Annotated in this window: 16 protein-coding genes; 3 read left to right on the forward strand and 13 right to left on the reverse strand. The window is 66.3% G+C overall.

Annotation, left to right across the window (positions count from 1 at the left end; genetic code table 11):
- Positions 1–99: 99 nt before the first annotated feature.
- The 3 genes from HGI30_RS14235 to HGI30_RS14245 all read left to right on the forward strand — a co-directional run bounded on the left by HGI30_RS14235 (position 100) and on the right by HGI30_RS14245 (position 2,968).
- A complete protein-coding gene (locus HGI30_RS14235) occupies positions 100–1,221 on the forward strand; it encodes a Gfo/Idh/MocA family protein (protein ID WP_168908162.1) in 1,122 nt (373 codons plus the stop codon).
- Positions 1,221–2,159, forward strand: a complete 939-nt coding sequence (locus HGI30_RS14240; protein WP_168909892.1) for an aldo/keto reductase — start codon at positions 1,221–1,223, stop codon at positions 2,157–2,159. Before HGI30_RS14235 ends, HGI30_RS14240 begins: the two co-directional genes overlap by 1 nt.
- A gap of 125 nt (positions 2,160–2,284) precedes the next feature.
- Complete coding sequence (locus HGI30_RS14245) at positions 2,285–2,968, forward strand: hypothetical protein (protein WP_168908163.1); 684 nt, start codon at positions 2,285–2,287, stop codon at positions 2,966–2,968.
- A 661-nt stretch (positions 2,969–3,629) separates the two neighbouring features.
- On the opposite strand, the gene HGI30_RS14250 is transcribed toward HGI30_RS14245, so the two are convergent.
- The 13 genes from HGI30_RS14250 to HGI30_RS14310 all read right to left on the reverse strand — a co-directional run bounded on the left by HGI30_RS14250 (position 3,630) and on the right by HGI30_RS14310 (position 17,078).
- Positions 3,630–4,265, reverse strand: coding sequence for a VanZ family protein (locus HGI30_RS14250; RefSeq protein ID WP_168908164.1), 636 nt, complete (start codon positions 4,263–4,265; stop codon positions 3,630–3,632).
- Positions 4,262–5,272 (reverse strand): M15 family metallopeptidase, encoded by a 1,011-nt coding sequence (locus tag HGI30_RS14255; protein WP_168908165.1) that lies wholly within the window; start codon positions 5,270–5,272, stop codon positions 4,262–4,264. Before HGI30_RS14255 ends, HGI30_RS14250 begins: the two co-directional genes overlap by 4 nt.
- Before the next feature lie 74 nt (positions 5,273–5,346).
- On the reverse strand, positions 5,347–6,474 hold the full coding sequence (locus HGI30_RS14260) for a sensor histidine kinase (protein WP_168908166.1): 1,128 nt from the start codon (positions 6,472–6,474) through the stop codon (positions 5,347–5,349).
- Positions 6,467–7,159: a response regulator transcription factor gene (locus HGI30_RS14265; RefSeq protein ID WP_168908167.1), complete on the reverse strand. Its 693-nt coding sequence runs from the start codon at positions 7,157–7,159 to the stop codon at positions 6,467–6,469. Before HGI30_RS14265 ends, HGI30_RS14260 begins: the two co-directional genes overlap by 8 nt.
- A 389-nt stretch (positions 7,160–7,548) precedes the next feature.
- Positions 7,549–8,220, reverse strand: coding sequence for an N-acetylmannosamine-6-phosphate 2-epimerase (locus HGI30_RS14270; RefSeq protein ID WP_168909893.1), 672 nt, complete (start codon positions 8,218–8,220; stop codon positions 7,549–7,551).
- A gap of 79 nt (positions 8,221–8,299) precedes the next feature.
- On the reverse strand, positions 8,300–9,232 hold the full coding sequence (locus HGI30_RS14275) for a dihydrodipicolinate synthase family protein (RefSeq protein WP_168908168.1): 933 nt from the start codon (positions 9,230–9,232) through the stop codon (positions 8,300–8,302).
- Positions 9,229–10,164 (reverse strand): ROK family protein, encoded by a 936-nt coding sequence (locus HGI30_RS14280; RefSeq protein ID WP_168908169.1) that lies wholly within the window; start codon positions 10,162–10,164, stop codon positions 9,229–9,231. Before HGI30_RS14280 ends, HGI30_RS14275 begins: the two co-directional genes overlap by 4 nt.
- A complete protein-coding gene (locus tag HGI30_RS14285; protein ID WP_168908170.1) occupies positions 10,161–11,003 on the reverse strand; it encodes a carbohydrate ABC transporter permease in 843 nt (280 codons plus the stop codon). The genes HGI30_RS14280 and HGI30_RS14285 overlap by 4 nt, the downstream gene beginning before the upstream one ends.
- A 9-nt stretch (positions 11,004–11,012) precedes the next feature.
- Positions 11,013–11,888: a carbohydrate ABC transporter permease gene (locus HGI30_RS14290; RefSeq protein ID WP_168908171.1), complete on the reverse strand. Its 876-nt coding sequence runs from the start codon at positions 11,886–11,888 to the stop codon at positions 11,013–11,015.
- Between the two features lie 84 nt (positions 11,889–11,972).
- Positions 11,973–13,379 carry an ABC transporter substrate-binding protein gene (locus tag HGI30_RS14295; RefSeq protein ID WP_168908172.1) on the reverse strand — a complete coding sequence of 469 codons (1,407 nt, stop codon included), beginning with the start codon at positions 13,377–13,379 and terminating at the stop codon, positions 11,973–11,975.
- Between the two features lie 28 nt (positions 13,380–13,407).
- Positions 13,408–13,878, reverse strand: coding sequence for a NanQ anomerase/TabA/YiaL family protein (locus HGI30_RS14300; RefSeq protein ID WP_168908173.1), 471 nt, complete (start codon positions 13,876–13,878; stop codon positions 13,408–13,410).
- Positions 13,879–14,113: 235 nt separating this feature from the next.
- Positions 14,114–15,295, reverse strand: a complete 1,182-nt coding sequence (locus tag HGI30_RS14305) for a response regulator (protein ID WP_168908174.1) — start codon at positions 15,293–15,295, stop codon at positions 14,114–14,116.
- Positions 15,279–17,078 (reverse strand): sensor histidine kinase, encoded by a 1,800-nt coding sequence (locus HGI30_RS14310; protein ID WP_235680134.1) that lies wholly within the window; start codon positions 17,076–17,078, stop codon positions 15,279–15,281. Before HGI30_RS14310 ends, HGI30_RS14305 begins: the two co-directional genes overlap by 17 nt.
- Positions 17,079–17,259 lie beyond the last annotated feature (181 nt).

Here is a 17,259-nt window from a genome sequence, read left to right on the forward strand (position 1 = left end):
ATATCGTGTTAACTCGTATCATATATTTTCATTTTTCAAAAGTAAATCCTGATGTACAATCGCAATATCGTACTAGATCCCATGAAGGAGGCGTACACAATGACCACTCCAGCCAAGCTGCGCTGGGGCGTGCTCGGAGCGGCGGGCATCGCCCGCCGCTCCGTCATCCCCGGCCTGCAGCGCTCGCAGCACAATGAAGTGAAAGCCCTTGCAAGCCGAGACGGGGAAAAAGCCCGGCAGACGGCCGACGAATTCGGCATCGAAGCGGCGTACGGCAGCTACGAGGAGCTGCTGTCCGACCCGGCGATCGAGGCGGTCTACATCCCGCTGCCGAACCATCTGCACCGCGAATGGACGATCCGCGCCCTGGAGGCCGGCAAGCATGTGCTCTGCGAGAAGCCGCTCGCGCTCACCGCCGCCGAGGCGGAGGAGATGGCGCTCGCCGCGCAGAAGGCCGGCCGCCAGCTGGCCGAGGCGTTCATGTACCGGCATCACCCGCGCTACGCGATGATCCGCGAGGTCGTCGCCTCCGGCGAGCTCGGCGAGCTCCGCAGCCTGCACGCGACGTTCACCTTCAACAGCGCGGGCAGCTCCGGCAACGTGCGCTTCGTCAAGGAATGGGGCGGAGGCGGGCTCTACGATGTCGGCTGCTACCCGATCACCGCCGCGCGCCTGCTGCTCGGCGCCGAGCCGGAGGCGGTCACGGCGCGCGCGCTGTTCTCCCCGGAGCACGGCGGCGTCGACATGATGGCGAGCGGGCTGCTGGAGTTCCCCGGCGGCATCGCCGCGACGTTCGACTGCGGCATGTGGGGCGCGTACCGCAATACGCTCGAGCTGCTGGGCACGGAGGGCTTTTTGGAGGTGCCGAGCGCGTTCGTCGCCGGGACCGAAGGCGAGACCGGCTTTTACGTGACGACGGGCAGCGGCCGCCGCTACGTCGAGGTGCCGCAGGTCGACCACTTCTCGCTGGAGGCCGACGACTTCGCCCGCACCGTGCGTCTGGGCGAGCCGCAGCGCTTCCCGCCGCAGGATGCCGTGGCGAACATGCGCGTGCTGGAAGCATGCCTGCGCTCCGCCGAGCAGCGCGTACGCGTCGAGCTGCAGCCGGTATCGGCCGGCTCGGCCGAGGCTGCCGCGGCTGTCGAAGCCATGGATTCCGCCGATGGCGCGGGCTCAGTCCCTGCGTCCGATTCTTTCCAATCGAAAGGAGACCCCTCATGATGAAGACGATCGCTGTCCCTGGAGTCGCCAAGCCGATCAGCGCGCTGATGAAGGGCTCGGATTACTTTACGAACGACGGGTACGAGCACGCGGCGGCCAACCTCGACGCCTTCCTCGCCGCCGGCGGCAACGCCGTCGATACGGCGCATATCTATAGCGGCGGGCAGAGCGAGGCCGTCATCGGCCGCTACATGGAGGAGCGCGGCAACCGCTCCGAGCTCGTCATCCTGACGAAAGGCTCCCATCACGACGAGACCGGTCCGCGCGTGAACGCCGAAGCGATCCGCAGCGACCTGATGACGAGCCTCGAGCGGCTGCGCACCGATCATGTCGAGCTGTACGCGCTGCACCGCGACGACCCGTCCGTGCCGGTCGGCGCCATCGTCGAAGCGCTCCACGAGCATGTCGAAGCCGGCCGCATCGGCGCGATCGGCGGCTCCAACTGGACGTGGCAGCGGCTGCAGGAGGCGAATGCCTACGCCGCCGCCCATGGCTTGACGGGGTTCACGTTCAGCAGCCCCAACCTGAGCCTCGCCAAGGCGAAGGAGCCGTTTTGGGCCGGCTGCGTCTCCGCCGACGAAGAGACGCTGCGCTGGCATGAGCGCGAGCAGCTGCCGCTGTTCTCGTGGTCGTCGCAGGCTCGCGGCTTCTTCACCGGCCGCTTCGGGCCGGAGGACCGCAGCAACGCCGATCTCGTGCGCGTGTTCTACAGCGACGCCAACTGGGAGCGGCTGCGCCGCGCGGGCGAGCTGGCTGCGGAGAAAGGCGTCAGCACGATCCAGATCGCGCTCGCCTACGTGCTGAACCAGCCGTTCCCGACCTGCGCGCTGATCGGCGCGCAGAACCCGGGCGAGCTGCGCTCCTGCCGCGACGGCGTCGAGATCGCGCTCTCCCCCGCCGAGCTGGCATGGCTCGACCTGCAGGCGGAGACGCGCTAGCGAGACGGACCCAGATGCGGCGGCTCCGTATTTTGGCAACGTCGGCGCTCGACGAAGGCGCTTGAGGCTCCTTCGTGGAGCCGACGCGCGGGGGTTTCGCGAATCAAGGCGCTCACGGCTCCTTCATGGAGCCGACGGACCGGGTTTCCGCAACCCAGGGCGCTCTCGACTCCTTCGACGAGCCGATGCGCGGGGGTTTCGCGAATCAAAGCGCTCACGGCTCCTTCATGGAGCCGACGGACCGGGTTTCCGCAACCCAAGGTACTTTCGACTCCTTCGACGAGCCGATGCGCGGGGGTTTCGCGAATCAAGGCGCTCTCGGCTCCTTCATGGAGCCGACGGACCGGGTTTCCGCAACCCAAGGTACTTTCGACTCCTTCGACGAGCCGATGCGCGGGGGTTTCGTAAACCAATGTACTCTCGACTACTTGACCAAGCCGATGGATCGGGTTTCCGCAACCCAGGGCGCTCTCGACTCCTTCGACGAGCCGATGCGCCGCCTTTCCGCAGGCCAAGGCGCTCTCGGTTTTCTGACGATTCCCGTCCTGGCGAGCCGATGGAGCATCGTGCCGTTGTCGTTCTCGGCGTCCTACTGCTTTTCAGCAACCAAAAACGTCCAGCCCAGCGCGAGCGCGCCGAGCTGGACGTTTTTGGTTTACTATTTTCGATACCATCTCTGCCCCAAGTCGAGTCATGCAAGGCGTTCAAAGCGGCGGTGCAGTCACTCTAACGAAACTCAGAGACGCTATTCCCGCAAAAAGCGGCTCTCCCCATTTCTAACGAAACTAGGAGAGCTTATGGCTGCCTAAATGAGCCCAATGTACGCCAAAAAGCTCGATTAGCGCTCCTGAGTTTCGTTAGAATTGCAAAACATCCCTCTGCGGCGAAATAAGGCTTCCTAGTTTCGTTAGCGAAGCCGGCAGCGGCGATGGCAGGCAGCGGCGGCTGCGAGCAGGACACCCGGGGATGACAACGTGGCAACCGCGACAACAACCGCGATGACTGGCGCCGCGACGAGAAATGCGATGAGAGCAAGCAGCGTTAGCGGTGTCGCAGCCGTAACGTGATCCGGCGATCACAGGCAGCGGAGGCTGCGAGCAGGACACCCGAGTATGAAAATGGGCAACCGCGACAACAACCGCGTTGACTGGCGCCGCGACGAGAAATGCGATGAGAGCAGGCAGCGTTAGCGGTGTCGCAGCCGTAACGTGATCCGGCGATGACTGGCAGCGGCGACTGCGAGCACGACACCCGTTATAACAACGTGGGCACCCGCGACAACAACCGCGTTGACTGGCGCCGCGACGAGAAACGTGATGAGAGCAGGCAGCGTTAGCGGTGTCGGCACGGTGACGTCAACCGGCAAACCGTGCGGCGGCGACAAAAGGAAGCGGGCGCAGCCCGCCGGTCCATCCGTTCCGCCATCCCTCCCAACTGCCGCCTCTCTTTTCTTGCCGGGATGCCTCCGTCCTACGCGCCTCTGCCCCGCTTCCGCAGGAGACGCGGCAGGAGCAGCGCCGCTCCCGCAGCCATCGCCCCGAACAGCCCGCCTGCCGTATTGAGGATCAAGTCGTCCACGTCGAACGTACCGATGCCGAACAGCGCCTGGGAGCACTCCAGCGCGAGGCTGGCCGCGAAGCTGACGGCAGCCGCTCCGAGCAGGCGAAGGGCCTTGCGACGCAGCGCGATCCGCAGCAGCATCCCGAACGGGATGAAGATGAGGAGGTTGCCGAACAGGTTGAGCCGTCCGATCGAGCTGCCTCCGTCCCAGTCGCTGCGGATCTGGCTGAACGGCTCCAGATTGCCGCGGCGGACCCGCTCCAGCACGAGTCCCGGCTCGCTCATGGAATGCCTCAGCTGATCCGCGAGGAAGCCGATGTCGCCCGTGCCGAGCTTGAGCAGGATGACCTTGATGAGGATCCATCCGTACGCCACAAGCAGGACGGATACCGCCATCGTGAACAGGCGGTCGAAGACCGAACGTCGCCGTGACGGGCCGGCCTCATGCTTCTTCCATTCTTTCTTCCGCTTCGCCGTTGCGTTCATTCGGCCCGTCGCCCTCAGCGTGCCGCTTCCGGGCATCGTCCTCTCTCCTCGCATGCTCATCCCGCTCCCTCCTCCCGCCGCGACGTCACGATGACGCCGCCGGCATTGTCTCCCGAGCGCGCCGCTGCGCTCCCTTTGGCCACGGACACCGCTCCGCCGGGTCTCGCTTCTTGCCAGAGAATCGAGTAGGTCTCGCCGAGCGATTCCACGCGAAGCTCCTTCTCCTCCCGGAGCAGCTCGATGTATTCCTCCAGCGCGAGGCCGCGCTCCTGGATGATCTCGCTATGCGGCAAGCCGACGTAGCGGAAATGCCACGGCTCGTACTGGATGCCGGTCACCTCGGTCTTGTCTTCGGGATAGCGCAGGATGAAGCCGTGCTGCCAGGCATGCTCCCGCATCCAGCGCCCCTCCTCGGCGGACTCCATCCGGCCGTATACGGAGCCGACGTCGAGCGCCAGGCCGGTATTGTGCTCGCTATGCCCTGCAGGCAGCGCATAGTCCGGTCCTTGCTCGCGGTACAGCCGTTCCTGCTCTTGGACGGAGCGGTAAGCGCTGTTGACGACGAGCCCGTCGACGCCGTCCTCGCGAGCCGCCGCGACCAGCTCCGCGAAGCGGTCCGCCGCCTCGCGCGACAGCTTGGCATCCTGTGCCCCTTCCGCCAGCCGCAGATCGCCCGGCTGCTTGGACAGGCGGACGAGATCAAGCTCGCCGGCCTCCGGCTGCATGCCGTGGTCGCGGTTGACGAGCACCAACGTGCCGGTTGAAGCCTCGTCCGGTCCCGCCGCCAGCCGCTTGCCGGCCTCTGCGCCGCCGCTGTCCGCGCCAGCCGCGCCGGCCGCTCCGTTCGCCTTGCTTGAACCGTCCTTGCGGCTCGCGTCATCCCCCATGCCCGTGCCGGCCGCGCCGCCAGGCGCCTGCGCCGTGTCCGTCCCCGCGCCTGCCTGCTCTTCCCCTGCGCCGATGCCGGCGGCCAGCCGCTCCGCCAGGCCGCAGCCGTGCAGGCTGCCCGCCAGCGCGACCGCAAGTCCGGCTGCGACCCCGATCGTACGCCATCGCGTCTTCTGCATGCCACTCTCCGCCTTCCTTTTATCCGATAGGCTCTATCCTAGAGAAAGAACCTAAAGACAAGGGGCGGACAAACCTAAACTTTTTCTAAAACTTGCGCCTTCGGCGTCCCGGTTCCCGGCAGCCTCACCTCGAAGATCGTCCGCACGATGTCGCTGCGGGCAGAGATCGTCCCGCCGTGGCGCTCGACGATGTTGCGGGCGATGAACAGGCCGATGCCGGTTCCCCCGGAGCTGCTTTGCCTCGACTTGTCCCCGGTGTAGAACATCTCGAACAGATGCGGCAGCTCCTCCGGCTCGATCCGGCTGCCGTAGTTGACGATCTGCGCGACCGCCTCGTCTCCCTCCGCGAAGCAGCGGAAGTCCACGTAGCGTCCATCCCCGCCGTAGCGCGCCGCGTTGACGGCGAGGTTCTCGAAGACGCGCGCGAGCAGGTCGCCGTCCGCCTGCACGGGCAGCGGCTGCGCCAGCTCCAGCCGGGCCTCGAGGCCGTTTTTTTCGAACAGCGGCTGCATTTCCTCGCTGAGCTGCGACAGCAGCTCCGCCAAATCCAGCTCCGCGCGCTCCAGCGGAAGCTGCCCGTGCTGCAGGCGAGTCACCTCGAACAGCTCGTCGATGAGCCGTTCGAGCCGCTGCGCCTTGTTCGCCGCGATGCCGAGGTAATGGCGCTTCTGCTCCGGCGTCAAGCCGTCGTCCTTGAGCACGTAATCGAGGTAGCCGACAACCGAGGTGAGCGGCGTGCGCAGGTCATGCGCGAGATTGAGCACGAGCTGGTCCTTGCTGCTCTCGGCGAAGTCTCCCCTCTGCACCGCCTGGCGGAGCTTTTCCCCTGCCTGTCCCAGGTCCTCGGCGATCGACTGGAACTCGTCGCCGGAGCGGATCTCGATCCGGCGCTCGAAGTCGCCCTCCGCGAGCGCGCGGATGCCGCCCGATATCTGCTTGAAATAGCGGGCGTACGGCGAGGAAAGCGCGTAGAAGAACAGCACGGCGAGCGGGATGAAGAGGAACAGGAAGAAGTTGAAGTCGCCGACATACCGGATGAACTGCCTCAGGCGGACGACCGACTCGTCCTCAAGCCGCACGGAGGAGGTGTAGTATGCTTGCAGCAGCTTGTACGCGACGTACGTCGCCAGTCCGGCTAGCCCCATGCTGAGCGCGAGCAGCACGATCATGCGAAAGCGGAAGCTGCGGGTCGCCCTAGGCATGGAACTTGTACCCCACTCCCCATACGGTCTTGATCCACTTGTCCTTGTCCGCCCCGAGCTTGCGCCGCAGCGAGCGGATATGGACCATCACCGTGTTCGTGCCTTCGTAGTAGCCTTCCTTCCACACCTGCCGGAAAAGCTGCTCGCCGCTGAACACCTGCCCCGGATGGCGCGCCAAAACGTGGAGCAGATCGAATTCCTTCGGCGTCAGCTCCAGCTCCCGGCCGTACAGCTGAACGCTGCGGCCAGCCGGGTCGAGGACGAGGCCGGCCGCCTCGATGCGCCCGCTGTCCTCCGCCTTCGGCTGGGCGAGCAGCGCGCTGCGGCGCAGCTGGGCCTTGACGCGCGCGACCAGCTCCAGCGGATTGAACGGCTTCGTCATGTAGTCGTCCGCGCCGATGACGAGCCCCGAGATTTTGTCGAAGTCCGACGTGCGCGCGCTCAGCATCAGGATCGGCAGCGCATGCGCCGAGCGGATGCGGCGCGTCGCCTCCAGCCCGTCGATGCCGGGCATCATGAGGTCCATCACCGCCAGGTCGATGCCGCCGCCCTCGACCGCTTCGAGCGCCTCGAGCCCGTCCTTCGCCTTCACGATGCGGAAGCCTTCTTTTTGCAGGTGAAGCTCGATCAGCTCCGCGATCTCGGACTCGTCCTCTGCGATCAGGATCGTCGCTTGATTGTCCATCGTCGTCACCGCCTTTCCTACTGTTCTACCAGAAATGAGCGCGAAAGAAAAATAAAGCCCCCGTGCGGGCAAGCCTGAGGCTTGCCCGCACGGGGGCTTAGAGCGCGGCGGAGCTGGAGGGAGCGCCCCCTGCACCGCAGCGAGGACAAGGGAACTGCTTCCCTTGTTCCCGCAAAATCCAGGGGCCGCTGCTCCTGCAGGGAGCTTCTCCCCTTGCCCCGGCGGAATCCGGAGCCGCTGCTCCGACAACGGAACTGATTTCCCTTGCGGCGAAATCCGCGGGCCGACGCGCCGGGCGCCTTGCGGCGTCGGCATGCCGCCGTTCGGGTTCGGCGTCTCGCCGCCGGAGCCGTCGTCCGGCTTCGGATCCGAGAAGAAAACGAACGCCGTCACGCCTGCAAAAACCGCTCCACGATGAGCTGCGGCCGGGTGATCGCGCCGCCGACGACGACCGCATGCGCCCCGGCCGCGAGGCAGCGCCGGTACATATCCGGCGTCAGCACGTTGCCCTCGGCGACGACCGGAATGCCGCACTGCGCCACGAGACGCCGCAGGAACCCGAAGTCGTCGTCGTACAGATGGCGGCCGCGCGTCGCCGGCGTGTAGCCGTACAGCGTAGCCGAGACGCAGTCGAAGCCGAGACGTTCGGCCTCCGCCGCCTCCTCCAGCGAGGACACGTCGGCCATCAGCTGCACGCCGGGGCTGCGCCGCCGGCAATAGGCGACGAGCGCCTCCAGCGTCTCGCCTCCGGGACGCGGCCGGTCGGTCGCATCCAGGGCGATCATCTCGCAGCCGGTCGTCAGCAGCTCCTCCAGCTCGCGCCGCGTCGCCGTGATGAACACCTCGCTGCCGGGATAGTCGCGCTTGACGATGCCGACGACCGGCAGCGCCGTCGCGCCGCGGATCGCCAGGATGTCCTCGCGGGAGTTGGCGCGGATGCCCGCCGCTCCTCCGCGCTCGGCGGCGGCCGCCATCCTCGACATGATGTAGGGGCTGTGCAGCGGCTCGTCCTCCAGCGCCTGGCAGGAGACGACGAGACCGCCGCGAATCCGCTCCAGCATGCCTCCTGCACCGCCTCCGCTGGACATCCGCTCCAGCTTGCCTCCTGCGCCGCCTCCGCCGGAAATCGGCTCCCGCATGCTACACCGCCTCCGCCGCGGCCGTCCATTCGCGGACCGCGTCCAGGATGTCGGCGTTCAGCGCCTGCAGCGAGTCCGCGTCGGAGGGACGGACCGGGAGCAGCGGCAGCCTCGGCGCGCCGGTCTCGATGCCGCGCAGCGACAGGATCGCCTTGCAGGCGCCGTACAGCGACGGATAGCCGAGCAGCTGCACGATGATGCCGTTGATGCGCCGCTGCAGCGCCTGCGCCTCCGCGAGGCGGCCGGCTCCCGCCAGCCGGTCGAGCGCGGCGAACAGCTCCGGCATGACGCCGTACGTGCCGCCGATGCCGCCGTCCGCGCCGATCGCCTTGCCGGCCACGTACTGCTCGTCGGGTCCGTTGAACACGACGAAGTCCTCGCCTCCGGCCGCCTTGAGCTGCTGCAGCTCGAACGCGCTTTCGCCCGACATCTTGACGCCCGCCACCTTCGGCTGGCGAGCCAGCCGCGCGCACAGCGCCGCGGACAGCGTGAAGCCGGTCGTCTGCGGGATGTTGTAGATGAAGAAAGGCAGCGAGGAGGCGTCGATCATCTGCTGCCAGTGGTTCTCCACGGCCGCTTCGCCGAGCCGGTAGTAGATGGACGGCACGGCCGAGATGGCGTCGGCGCCGACGGCTTCGGCGTGGCGGGACAGCTCGACGCTGTCGGCGGTGGCGTTCGCCCCGACATGGACGATGACGGTCAGCTCGCCCTTCACCTCGTCCAGCACCGCCTCCAGCATCGCCTTGCGCTCCTCGACCGACTGCAGCATGCCCTCGCCGGAGCTGCCCCCGACGTAGAGGCCGCGCAGGCCCTTGCCGACGTAATAACGGGCCAGCCGGGCCGCGCGCTGCCGGTCGACCCGGCCTTCCTCGTCATAAGCGGAATACAAGGCGGCGTACATGCCGCCGAACGTTTCGACATGGCTTGCTTTCATCGCGGTTCGCTCCTCTGAGGTTCAAGTCGTGCTTGCAAGGGGGTCGATCTGTGCTCGTAAAAGGATGCCGCGGCGCCGTACAGCGCCGCGTCGTTGCCGAGCTGCGCCGCCGCCAGCGGCGGCGGCGTCCAGCCGGGCGGCAGCCAGCGGCGGACGGCGGAATCGAGCCGGCCGGTCAGCTGCTCCTGCTGGGCGGAGACCGCCCCGCCGATGACGATCGCTTCCGGATCGAACAGGAGCATGACCTGCGCCAGTCCTTGCGCCACGTCGTCCGCCCAGTCGCCCAGCAGCGCCGCGCAGGCGGCATCGCCGGAGCTCGCCGCCGCGAACAGCTCGCGCCCTCCGCCGGCGAAGCCGGGCAGCTCGGCCGCCGCCCGCCGCAGCAGCGCGGCGGTCGAAGCCCGCTGCTCGTAGGTCGTGCCGCTGCCGGGGTCGTAGAGCGAATGTCCGATCTCCCCCGCGCGCTGACCCGCGCCCTCCACCAGCTTGCCGCCCGTCACGAGCGCCCCGCCGATGCCGGTACCGAGCGCGACGCAGGCATAATGCGAGCGGCCGCGCGCCGCTCCGCGCCAGCCTTCGCCGAGCGCGGCGGCGTTGACGTCGTTGAGCACGGCCGCTGGCAGGCCGAAGCGGCCTTCCAGCGCGGCCTTGAGGTTCGCGCCTCTGTAGCCGGCCATCGTCGGCCCGGCGTAGAGAATCTCGCCGCTCGCCGGGTCGACGACGCCGGCCGTGCTGACGCCGAAGCCGCCGATGCCGGCGTGGCGCTCCAGCAGCCCGGCCGCGATCAGAGCCGCCGCCTCCGGCACGGTCCGGCCGCAGTCGCCGGGCGGCGTCGGCCGCGAGCCGCGCTCGACGATCCGGGCTTCGCCGTCCAGCACGGCGTACTTGATGTCCGTCCCTCCGATGTCGAGGGCGGCGACGGACGCGCTCATTCCTTGACCGCGCCGATCGAGATGCCGCGCGTGAAGTAGCCCTGGAAGAGCACGAAGATGAGCAGCATCGGGATCGCGGCGACGGTGGCGCCGGCCATCTTGTAGGCGAAGTTCGGATTCAGGTCCTGCATCAGCGTGGCGATGCCGACCATGAGCGTCTTGCTGTTCTTTTCCTGGCCGATGACGAGCTGCCACAGATAGTCGTTCCATACCTGCACGAAGTTCAGGATGAACAGCGCTCCGATGCCCGGACGGACGATCGGCAGCATGATCTGCAGGAACGTGCGGACCTCGCCGGCCCCGTCGATGCGCGCCGCCTCCCGCAGCGCGTCCGGAGCGGAGTCGAAGAAGCCCTTGAGCAGGAACACGCCGAAGGCGGTGGCGACGTTGGGCCAGATCATGCCGTACGCGCTGTTGACGAGGCCGAAGTCCTGCGCGATGCGGAACAGCGGCACGATCATCACTTCCTTCGGAATCATCAGGCTGGAGACGAAGACGATGAAGAAGACGCTGCGGCCCTTGAAGCGCAGCTTGGAGAACGCGTAGGCGGCCATGGAGCTCGTGACGATCAGGAGCGCCGTCGACAGGCCGGCCACGTACAGGCTGTTGAGCGTCCAGCGCAGCGCGGGCTGGCTGGAGAAGACGTCGGCGTAGTTGGACCAGGTGAACGAACGCGGCCACCAGTCCGGCGGCATCTTGATGACGTCGGAGCTGTTCTTGAGCGAGCTGGTGAACAGCCAGTAGAGCGGGAACAGGTTCAGCACCGCGAAGACGAGCACGACGGCGTTGCTGATCCGATCGAAGGCTTCGGGTCTTTTCTTGGTCGTTTCATGACGCATGGCGAACCCTCACTTGTCGTTGAACATGGCTTTGAGCTGCGGGACGGACAGGAGCAGCGTCAGCAGGAACATGATGACGCCGACCGCGGACGCGACGCCGAGCTGGTTGTACTTGAAGGCGTTGTTGTACAGGTAGTACATCATCGTCACGGAGGCGTTGTTCGGTCCGCCTCCGGTCAGCAGCTGGATGACGACGAAGATTTTCAGCACGGCGATGATGTTGATGATCGTGATGTAGATCGTCGTCGGCTTGACGAGCGGCAGCAGGATATGGAGGATGACGTGGAGCCGGCTCGCTCCGTCCACCTCGGCCGCCTCGAACAGGTCCTTGGACACGCCGATCATGGCGGCGATGTAGAGGATGATCGCCTGGCCGACGTTCGTGGCGAAGGTGACGAAGATGACGACCGGCAGGACGGTCTGCTTGCTGCCGAGCAGGTTGACGGTCGGCAGCTCCGTCTCGCGGGCGAGATAGGAGATGAGGCCGTTGGCCGGACTGAGCAGGAAGCTCCACACCATGCTCATGACGACCATCGAGACCATGACGGGAATATAATAGCTGCCTCGGATGAACGAGACGTACTTGGCCTTCTTGTCGAACACGGCGGAACCGACGAAAAACGAGAACGCGACCGTCAGCAGCACGATGGCGACGACGAACACGACGGTGTTCCAGACGGACTTGTAGAACACGGGATCGGAGAACAGGAGCCGGTAGTTGTCCAGCCCGACGAACATCTCGGCCTGGTACTGCACCTTGTACAGGCTGAGGCGGATGCCTTCGAGAATCGGGTAGACGACGAACACGAGGAACAGCAGGAACTGCGGAGCGATGAACAGATAGCCGGTCAAGCCTTCTCGAAGTGCGGGTTGGATTCGTTTCATGGCTGCGTACCTTTCTCCCCTCGGCGGCAGGCGCCCTCAGGACGCCTGCCCTTGCTTCGGGAACGTGATTTCTTCGGGTCGGGGCTAAGGCTGGATGACGGAGCTCTCCCGCGCCTTCTCGAGCACGGCGTTGCCTTTGGCCTGGTAGTCCTTGACGGCCTGGGCCGGCGTCTTCTCGCCCGTATACATCGCCTGCAGCTCCGGATAGAGCACCTGCCTCAGCTCGCTGTAGCCGGCGACGTTGCCCGTGAAGGCGAACATATGCGAGGCGTTCTTGTCGTAGGCGGCGAAGAGCGGGTACGACGAGGCCAGCTCGCCGGCGACCGAGCTGCGCACCGGAATGCTGTTCTTCGAAGCCTTCACGAGCTCGGGATCGGAGGAGAAGAATTGAATGAAGTCCTTGGAGGCTTCCATGCGCGCCTCGTTGCCGGTATTGAACAGGCCGGCGCCGATGACGTAGGTGAACGTGAGCGGATCGCCCGCTGCGGACGGGATGTTGGCCAGGCGCATGTCGAACGACGGCGACTTGCCGGCCTTCATGTCCGCCTTGGCGTTGTTGAACAGGACGGCGTTGGTGAAGCTGATCGCCAGCTGCTGGTTCTGGAACATCGCGTTGGCGTCGTTCGAGGAGACGGACTCCGCGCCCGGATTGCTGTAGCCGCTGCTGTAGACGTTCTTCATCCACTCCGCCGCCTTGACGCCGTTCGCGTCGTCGACCGCCAGCTTGCCCAGATCGTCGAAGAAGGCGTTGCCGAACATCCTCAGGTAGGCGAGGTTCCACGTGTCGCCCTGGTTGTTGAGCGCATACAGCGCCATCGGATAGGCGTTCGGGTACTTGTCCTTCGGCAGCTTGGCCTGGAGCGTCTCGAGGATCGCGTCGTACTCGTCCAGCGTCCATGTCTTGATCTCATCCTCGCCGCCGACCATGGATTCGAGGCCGGCCGCCCGGAACATGTCGGCGTTGTACGCCAGCGTGCCGGGATTGTGGGCGAACGGATAGAAGTACACGTCCTTGCCGAACGTGACGTTGTCCCAGTAGCCTGAGGCGATGTCCTGGCGCGCCTCGTCGTCGACGATGTCCGTCAGCGGCGCGAGCGCGCCCCGATGCACGTAGTCGCCCATCGCGAACACGCTTTCAAAGAAAATGTCCGGCGGCGTGCCTCCGTTCAAGTTGACGTTGAGCAGCTCGTCGCGCTGGTCGCCGGCGACGACCTGCACGTTCACCTTCACGTCGTACTTGTCGTACTGCGAACGGAACTTCTCGGCCGCCTTCAGGAAGAAGCTGTCGTAGTCCGCGCCCTCCTCGGTCGCGTCGAAGACGCCTTTCCACTGCGGGGTGAGCCACAGGTTCAGCTCCACCTTCTCCTTGCCGCTTGCGGCCGACTCGCCGCCTTCCGCCTGCGTTCCGCCCTCGTTGCCGCCGGAGCAGCCCGCGGCCACCGCCAGAGCCGTCATGGCCGACAGGACGGCCGTCCATCTGCGCTTGCGCATGTCTGTTTCCCCCTTGTCGTGGATGTGTTCAGCCTTGCATCTGGAGCCGGATCTTCACGACGACCTTGCGGATCGTGCCCGGCGCGCCTGCCGCTACGCCCGGACGGTGGATGTCCTGCGGGTCCAGCACGACGTACATGCCGGGCCGCAGCGCCAGCATCGCCTCGCCGTCCAGCTCGCCGTAGAGCGCGCAGTCGTCCTCGGCATCGTACGGCTGGCGGACGGCTTCGCCGCCCTCGCGGCGCTTCCAGCCGATGCGCTCCTCGCCCTCGAGCAGGCAATGGATGTCGAGGCAGCGCTCATGGCTCTCCGCGAGCCGGTCCGGGGCCGCCCGGGTGTCCAGCGTCATGACGACGGCGTGCACCCCTTCTCCGAGCTCGATCCGTCCGTCGGGCGCCGCCCCGAAATCCGTCTTCCGCAGAAACGACAGTGCCTCCGCCACGGCCGGGAGCTGCGGCAGCGCTTCGTGTTCCCGGCTTGCCAGCGTTCCTGCCATCATGGACGCTCCTCCTTCTTGTCGCCTGAAAGCCCTTTATCGGTGTCAGCTTTCCGGTCGATGGCTCCATTATATCGGCCTCTGGCAACGGCAGACAGGCACGCATTTGTTCAAAGCATTCACTCTTTTTTGTCTTTTTACGGAGGATGTTCACATTCTTTCGAAATGAAAACGGAATCATTCACGATTTTACGAAAAAGAGAGGCTTCCTCCATGGAAGGAAACCTCTCTTTTTTCGTCATCTCATTCCTTTGCGGAAGCGGGTCCGGTACTGCTGCGGACTGACGCCTTTGATCTTTTTGAAGATGCGACCGAAATAATTGATGTTCTCGTAGCCGACCTGCTCCGAGATCAGGTAGCTCGGCTGATCCGTCGCCCGCAGCAGCTCGGCGGCCTTGTCGATGCGCAGCCGGTTCACCCAGTCGGTGAACGTGGAGCCCGTCTCGCGCTTGAACAGCGTGCTCAGGTACGCCTCCGTCATGCGCAGCCGCCGCGCCGCTTCCTTGAGCGAGATCGGCTCGCGGTAGTGCTCGCCCATATGCTCCAGCAGGCTGCGGATGTCCTCGCGCGTCGATAGCGCCTGCCTTCCTCCGCCTGCTCTGGCCTCCTGCTCCGCGAACGTCCGGACGGCCTCCCACGACGACAGCGGCGGCGACAGGCGCGGCGTAAGCGGGATGCCGAGCCAGCGCCCGGCCGCATGGCCGATCGGGGCGATCAGCGCCCGCAGCTCGTCGTCGCCGAGGCCGTCCGCGCGCAGCAGCGCCCCGGCCGCGCCGTCCGGAGCGGCGGCGACGGCGGCCGCGCGGCTCTGCAGCTCCGCTTGCACGAGATGCGCCAGCCGGGTGCTGCGGGCGCCGTCCTCCGCCGCCTCGCCCGGCGCGCCGCGCAGCAGCAGCAGCCGGTGCGCGCCCGGCGGGAACGCCGCACTCGGCACGGCGGCAGCGGCTGCCCCGGCCAGCGCCGCTTCCAGCAGCGCCGCGAGGCCGGGCTCCGCCGCCGGCGCTTCCAGCGGACTCGGAGCGGTTCCGCGGCCGCGCTCCAGCTTGCCCGCCGTTTCCTTCAGCAGCTCCAGCAGCACGGCCGGCTTGATCGACGTCTTGAGCACGTAGTCCTCGATGCCGAGCTTCATCGCCCGCCGCACGTAGTCGAACTCGCCGTAGCTGCTGAGCACGAGGATGAGCACATGCGGGTACAGCGCCTTGACCCGCTCGATCAGCTCCAGCCCGTCCATCCGCGGCATGACGATGTCGGTGAGCAGGATGTCGGGCGGCTGCCGCTCCATGAGCTCGAGCGCCTTCTCTCCGTCCGCCGCTTCGCCGATGAAGTCGAACGAATGGCGCTCCCAGTCGACGAGCGACCGGATGCCGAGCCGCACGAGCAGCTCGTCCTCGACCAGCATCACCTTAACCTTCTCCCCCATCGGGACTCCCCCTTCGTCTCTCGGGCAGCAGGCAGGACACGGCCGTGCCTGCCCCTTCCCGGCTCTCCACCTCAAGTCCGTACGGCTCCCCGTACTGCAGCCGCAGCCGGTCATGCACGTTCTTCACGCCGATGCGCCCGGACGGCTCGCCCGCCGCCTCGCCGGACAGGCTGCGCCGCAGCGCCTCCAGCCGCTCCGGTCCGATGCCGGAGCCGTCGTCCCGCACCGTCACGGCGACCGCGCCGTCCCTCGCCCTCGCCTCGATGCGGACGCTTCCGGCTCCCGGCCGGTCGGCGAGGCCGTGCAGCAGCGCGTTCTCGACGATCGGCTGCAGCATCATCTGCAGCGCCTCCTGCTCCAGCAGCGCCTCGGGAACGTCGATGTCGAGCCGGACGTCGCCTGCGCTCATCCGCATGAGGCTCACGTAGCTGCGGATGTACTCCAGCTCCTGGCCGAGCGTCGAGAGGCGGCCGTCGCGGCCGATGCTGCCCTCGAGGATGCCCCCGAGGCTCGACAGCATGTCGCCGACCTCGTTGTCCTGCCGCAGGTACGCCATCCATTTGATGTTGTTGACCGTATTCAGCAGAAAATGCGGATTGATCTGCGCCTGCAGCGCGCGGAAGCGCATCTCCTCCTTCTGCCGGTACTCCTGCTTCACCCGCTGCAGCAGCTCGCGAATTTCCCGCACCATCTCATTGTAGGTGCCGATCAGGGAGGCGATCTCCTCCGGTCCCGCCACCTGCAGGGTGGAGTGGAACTGCTTGCGCTCGAGATCGGCCATCTTGCGGCGCAGCAGCCGCAGCGGACGCGACATGCCGCTCGCGATCGTCAGCGAGACGAGCACGAACACGAGGACGATCGCCACCAGGGCGATGACGTTCGTCCGCCGGATGGCGGATATCTCCTCGAACACCTTGTCGTACGGCACGATCTGGACCGTCTTCCAGCCGTTCGTGCCGACCGTGTCATGGCTGACGATCCACTTGGCGCCGTCCTTTTCGATGATGCGCTGCCCTTGTCCGGTCTGGTGGATGCGGGCGAGCGCGATCTCCTCCGGCGCCGCCTCGCCGAGGCGCGCGCCGCTCGAGCTGGACACGACCTGCCCGTCCCGGTCGACGAGGTAGACCGTGCCGTCGAGGCCGCGCAGCATCTTGCGCACGTCCGTCTCCGGCACGCTGAACGTGACGGTCCCGAGATTGTCCCCCGCCGGAAAGTCGTTGATCGTCTTGACGAGCGTCACGAGGCGGCGCGGCTCCAAGTAGAGCATCCGCGAGTCGGCGGCCATCCATTGCTGCTGATAGGGCCGGCTCATGAGCTCGACGTACCAGTCCGAGCCGATGTAGGCGCGGATGGCGGGCTCGCTGACGTAGCTCGTGCTCAGCCAGCCTCCCGCCCGGTCGACGAGCGTCACCTCGGTGTTGCTGAAGTAGGAGCTGAACACGCGGTTGAACGCGGCGTCGCTGAGCCGCAGCCGCTCGAAGCGGGAGTAGCGCCCGGGCTCCTTGAGCATCGCCCGGATGTCGGCATGGAGCGTCATCTCCACCGACGCCTGCACCATGTCGTCGAGCAGCAGCCGCACGTTGAACGTGACGAGCGACAGCGCGTCCTCGTTGGACTCGCCGATCTTCTGCTCGATGACGCGCTCGAGCGGCTTGTCCAGCAGGTACATCGTGGCGACGACCGGACCGATGAGGAACACGAGGATGGAGAGAAAGATGCGGTTGCGGATCGAATTCCAGCGGAACGCCCGGCGTCGGGCAAAGAAGGATCGCAGGGGCGTCAAACGGGCTCACATCCTTTTGTCGTTCTGGCTGCCTGGCGTTCGAGAGGAAAAGAAAGGAAAAGAAAGCGAATCCACAGGCCTCTTTCGCCTAAGCATACCGGAATTCGCCGCCCCATGAAATACCTTCCGGGAAATGGAACAAGCCCCCGCCGGAGCGGGAGCTTGGAGACGGAAGGCATGG

The organism is Paenibacillus albicereus, assembly GCF_012676905.1.
Classification (GTDB): domain Bacteria; phylum Bacillota; class Bacilli; order Paenibacillales; family Paenibacillaceae; genus Paenibacillus_O; species Paenibacillus_O albicereus.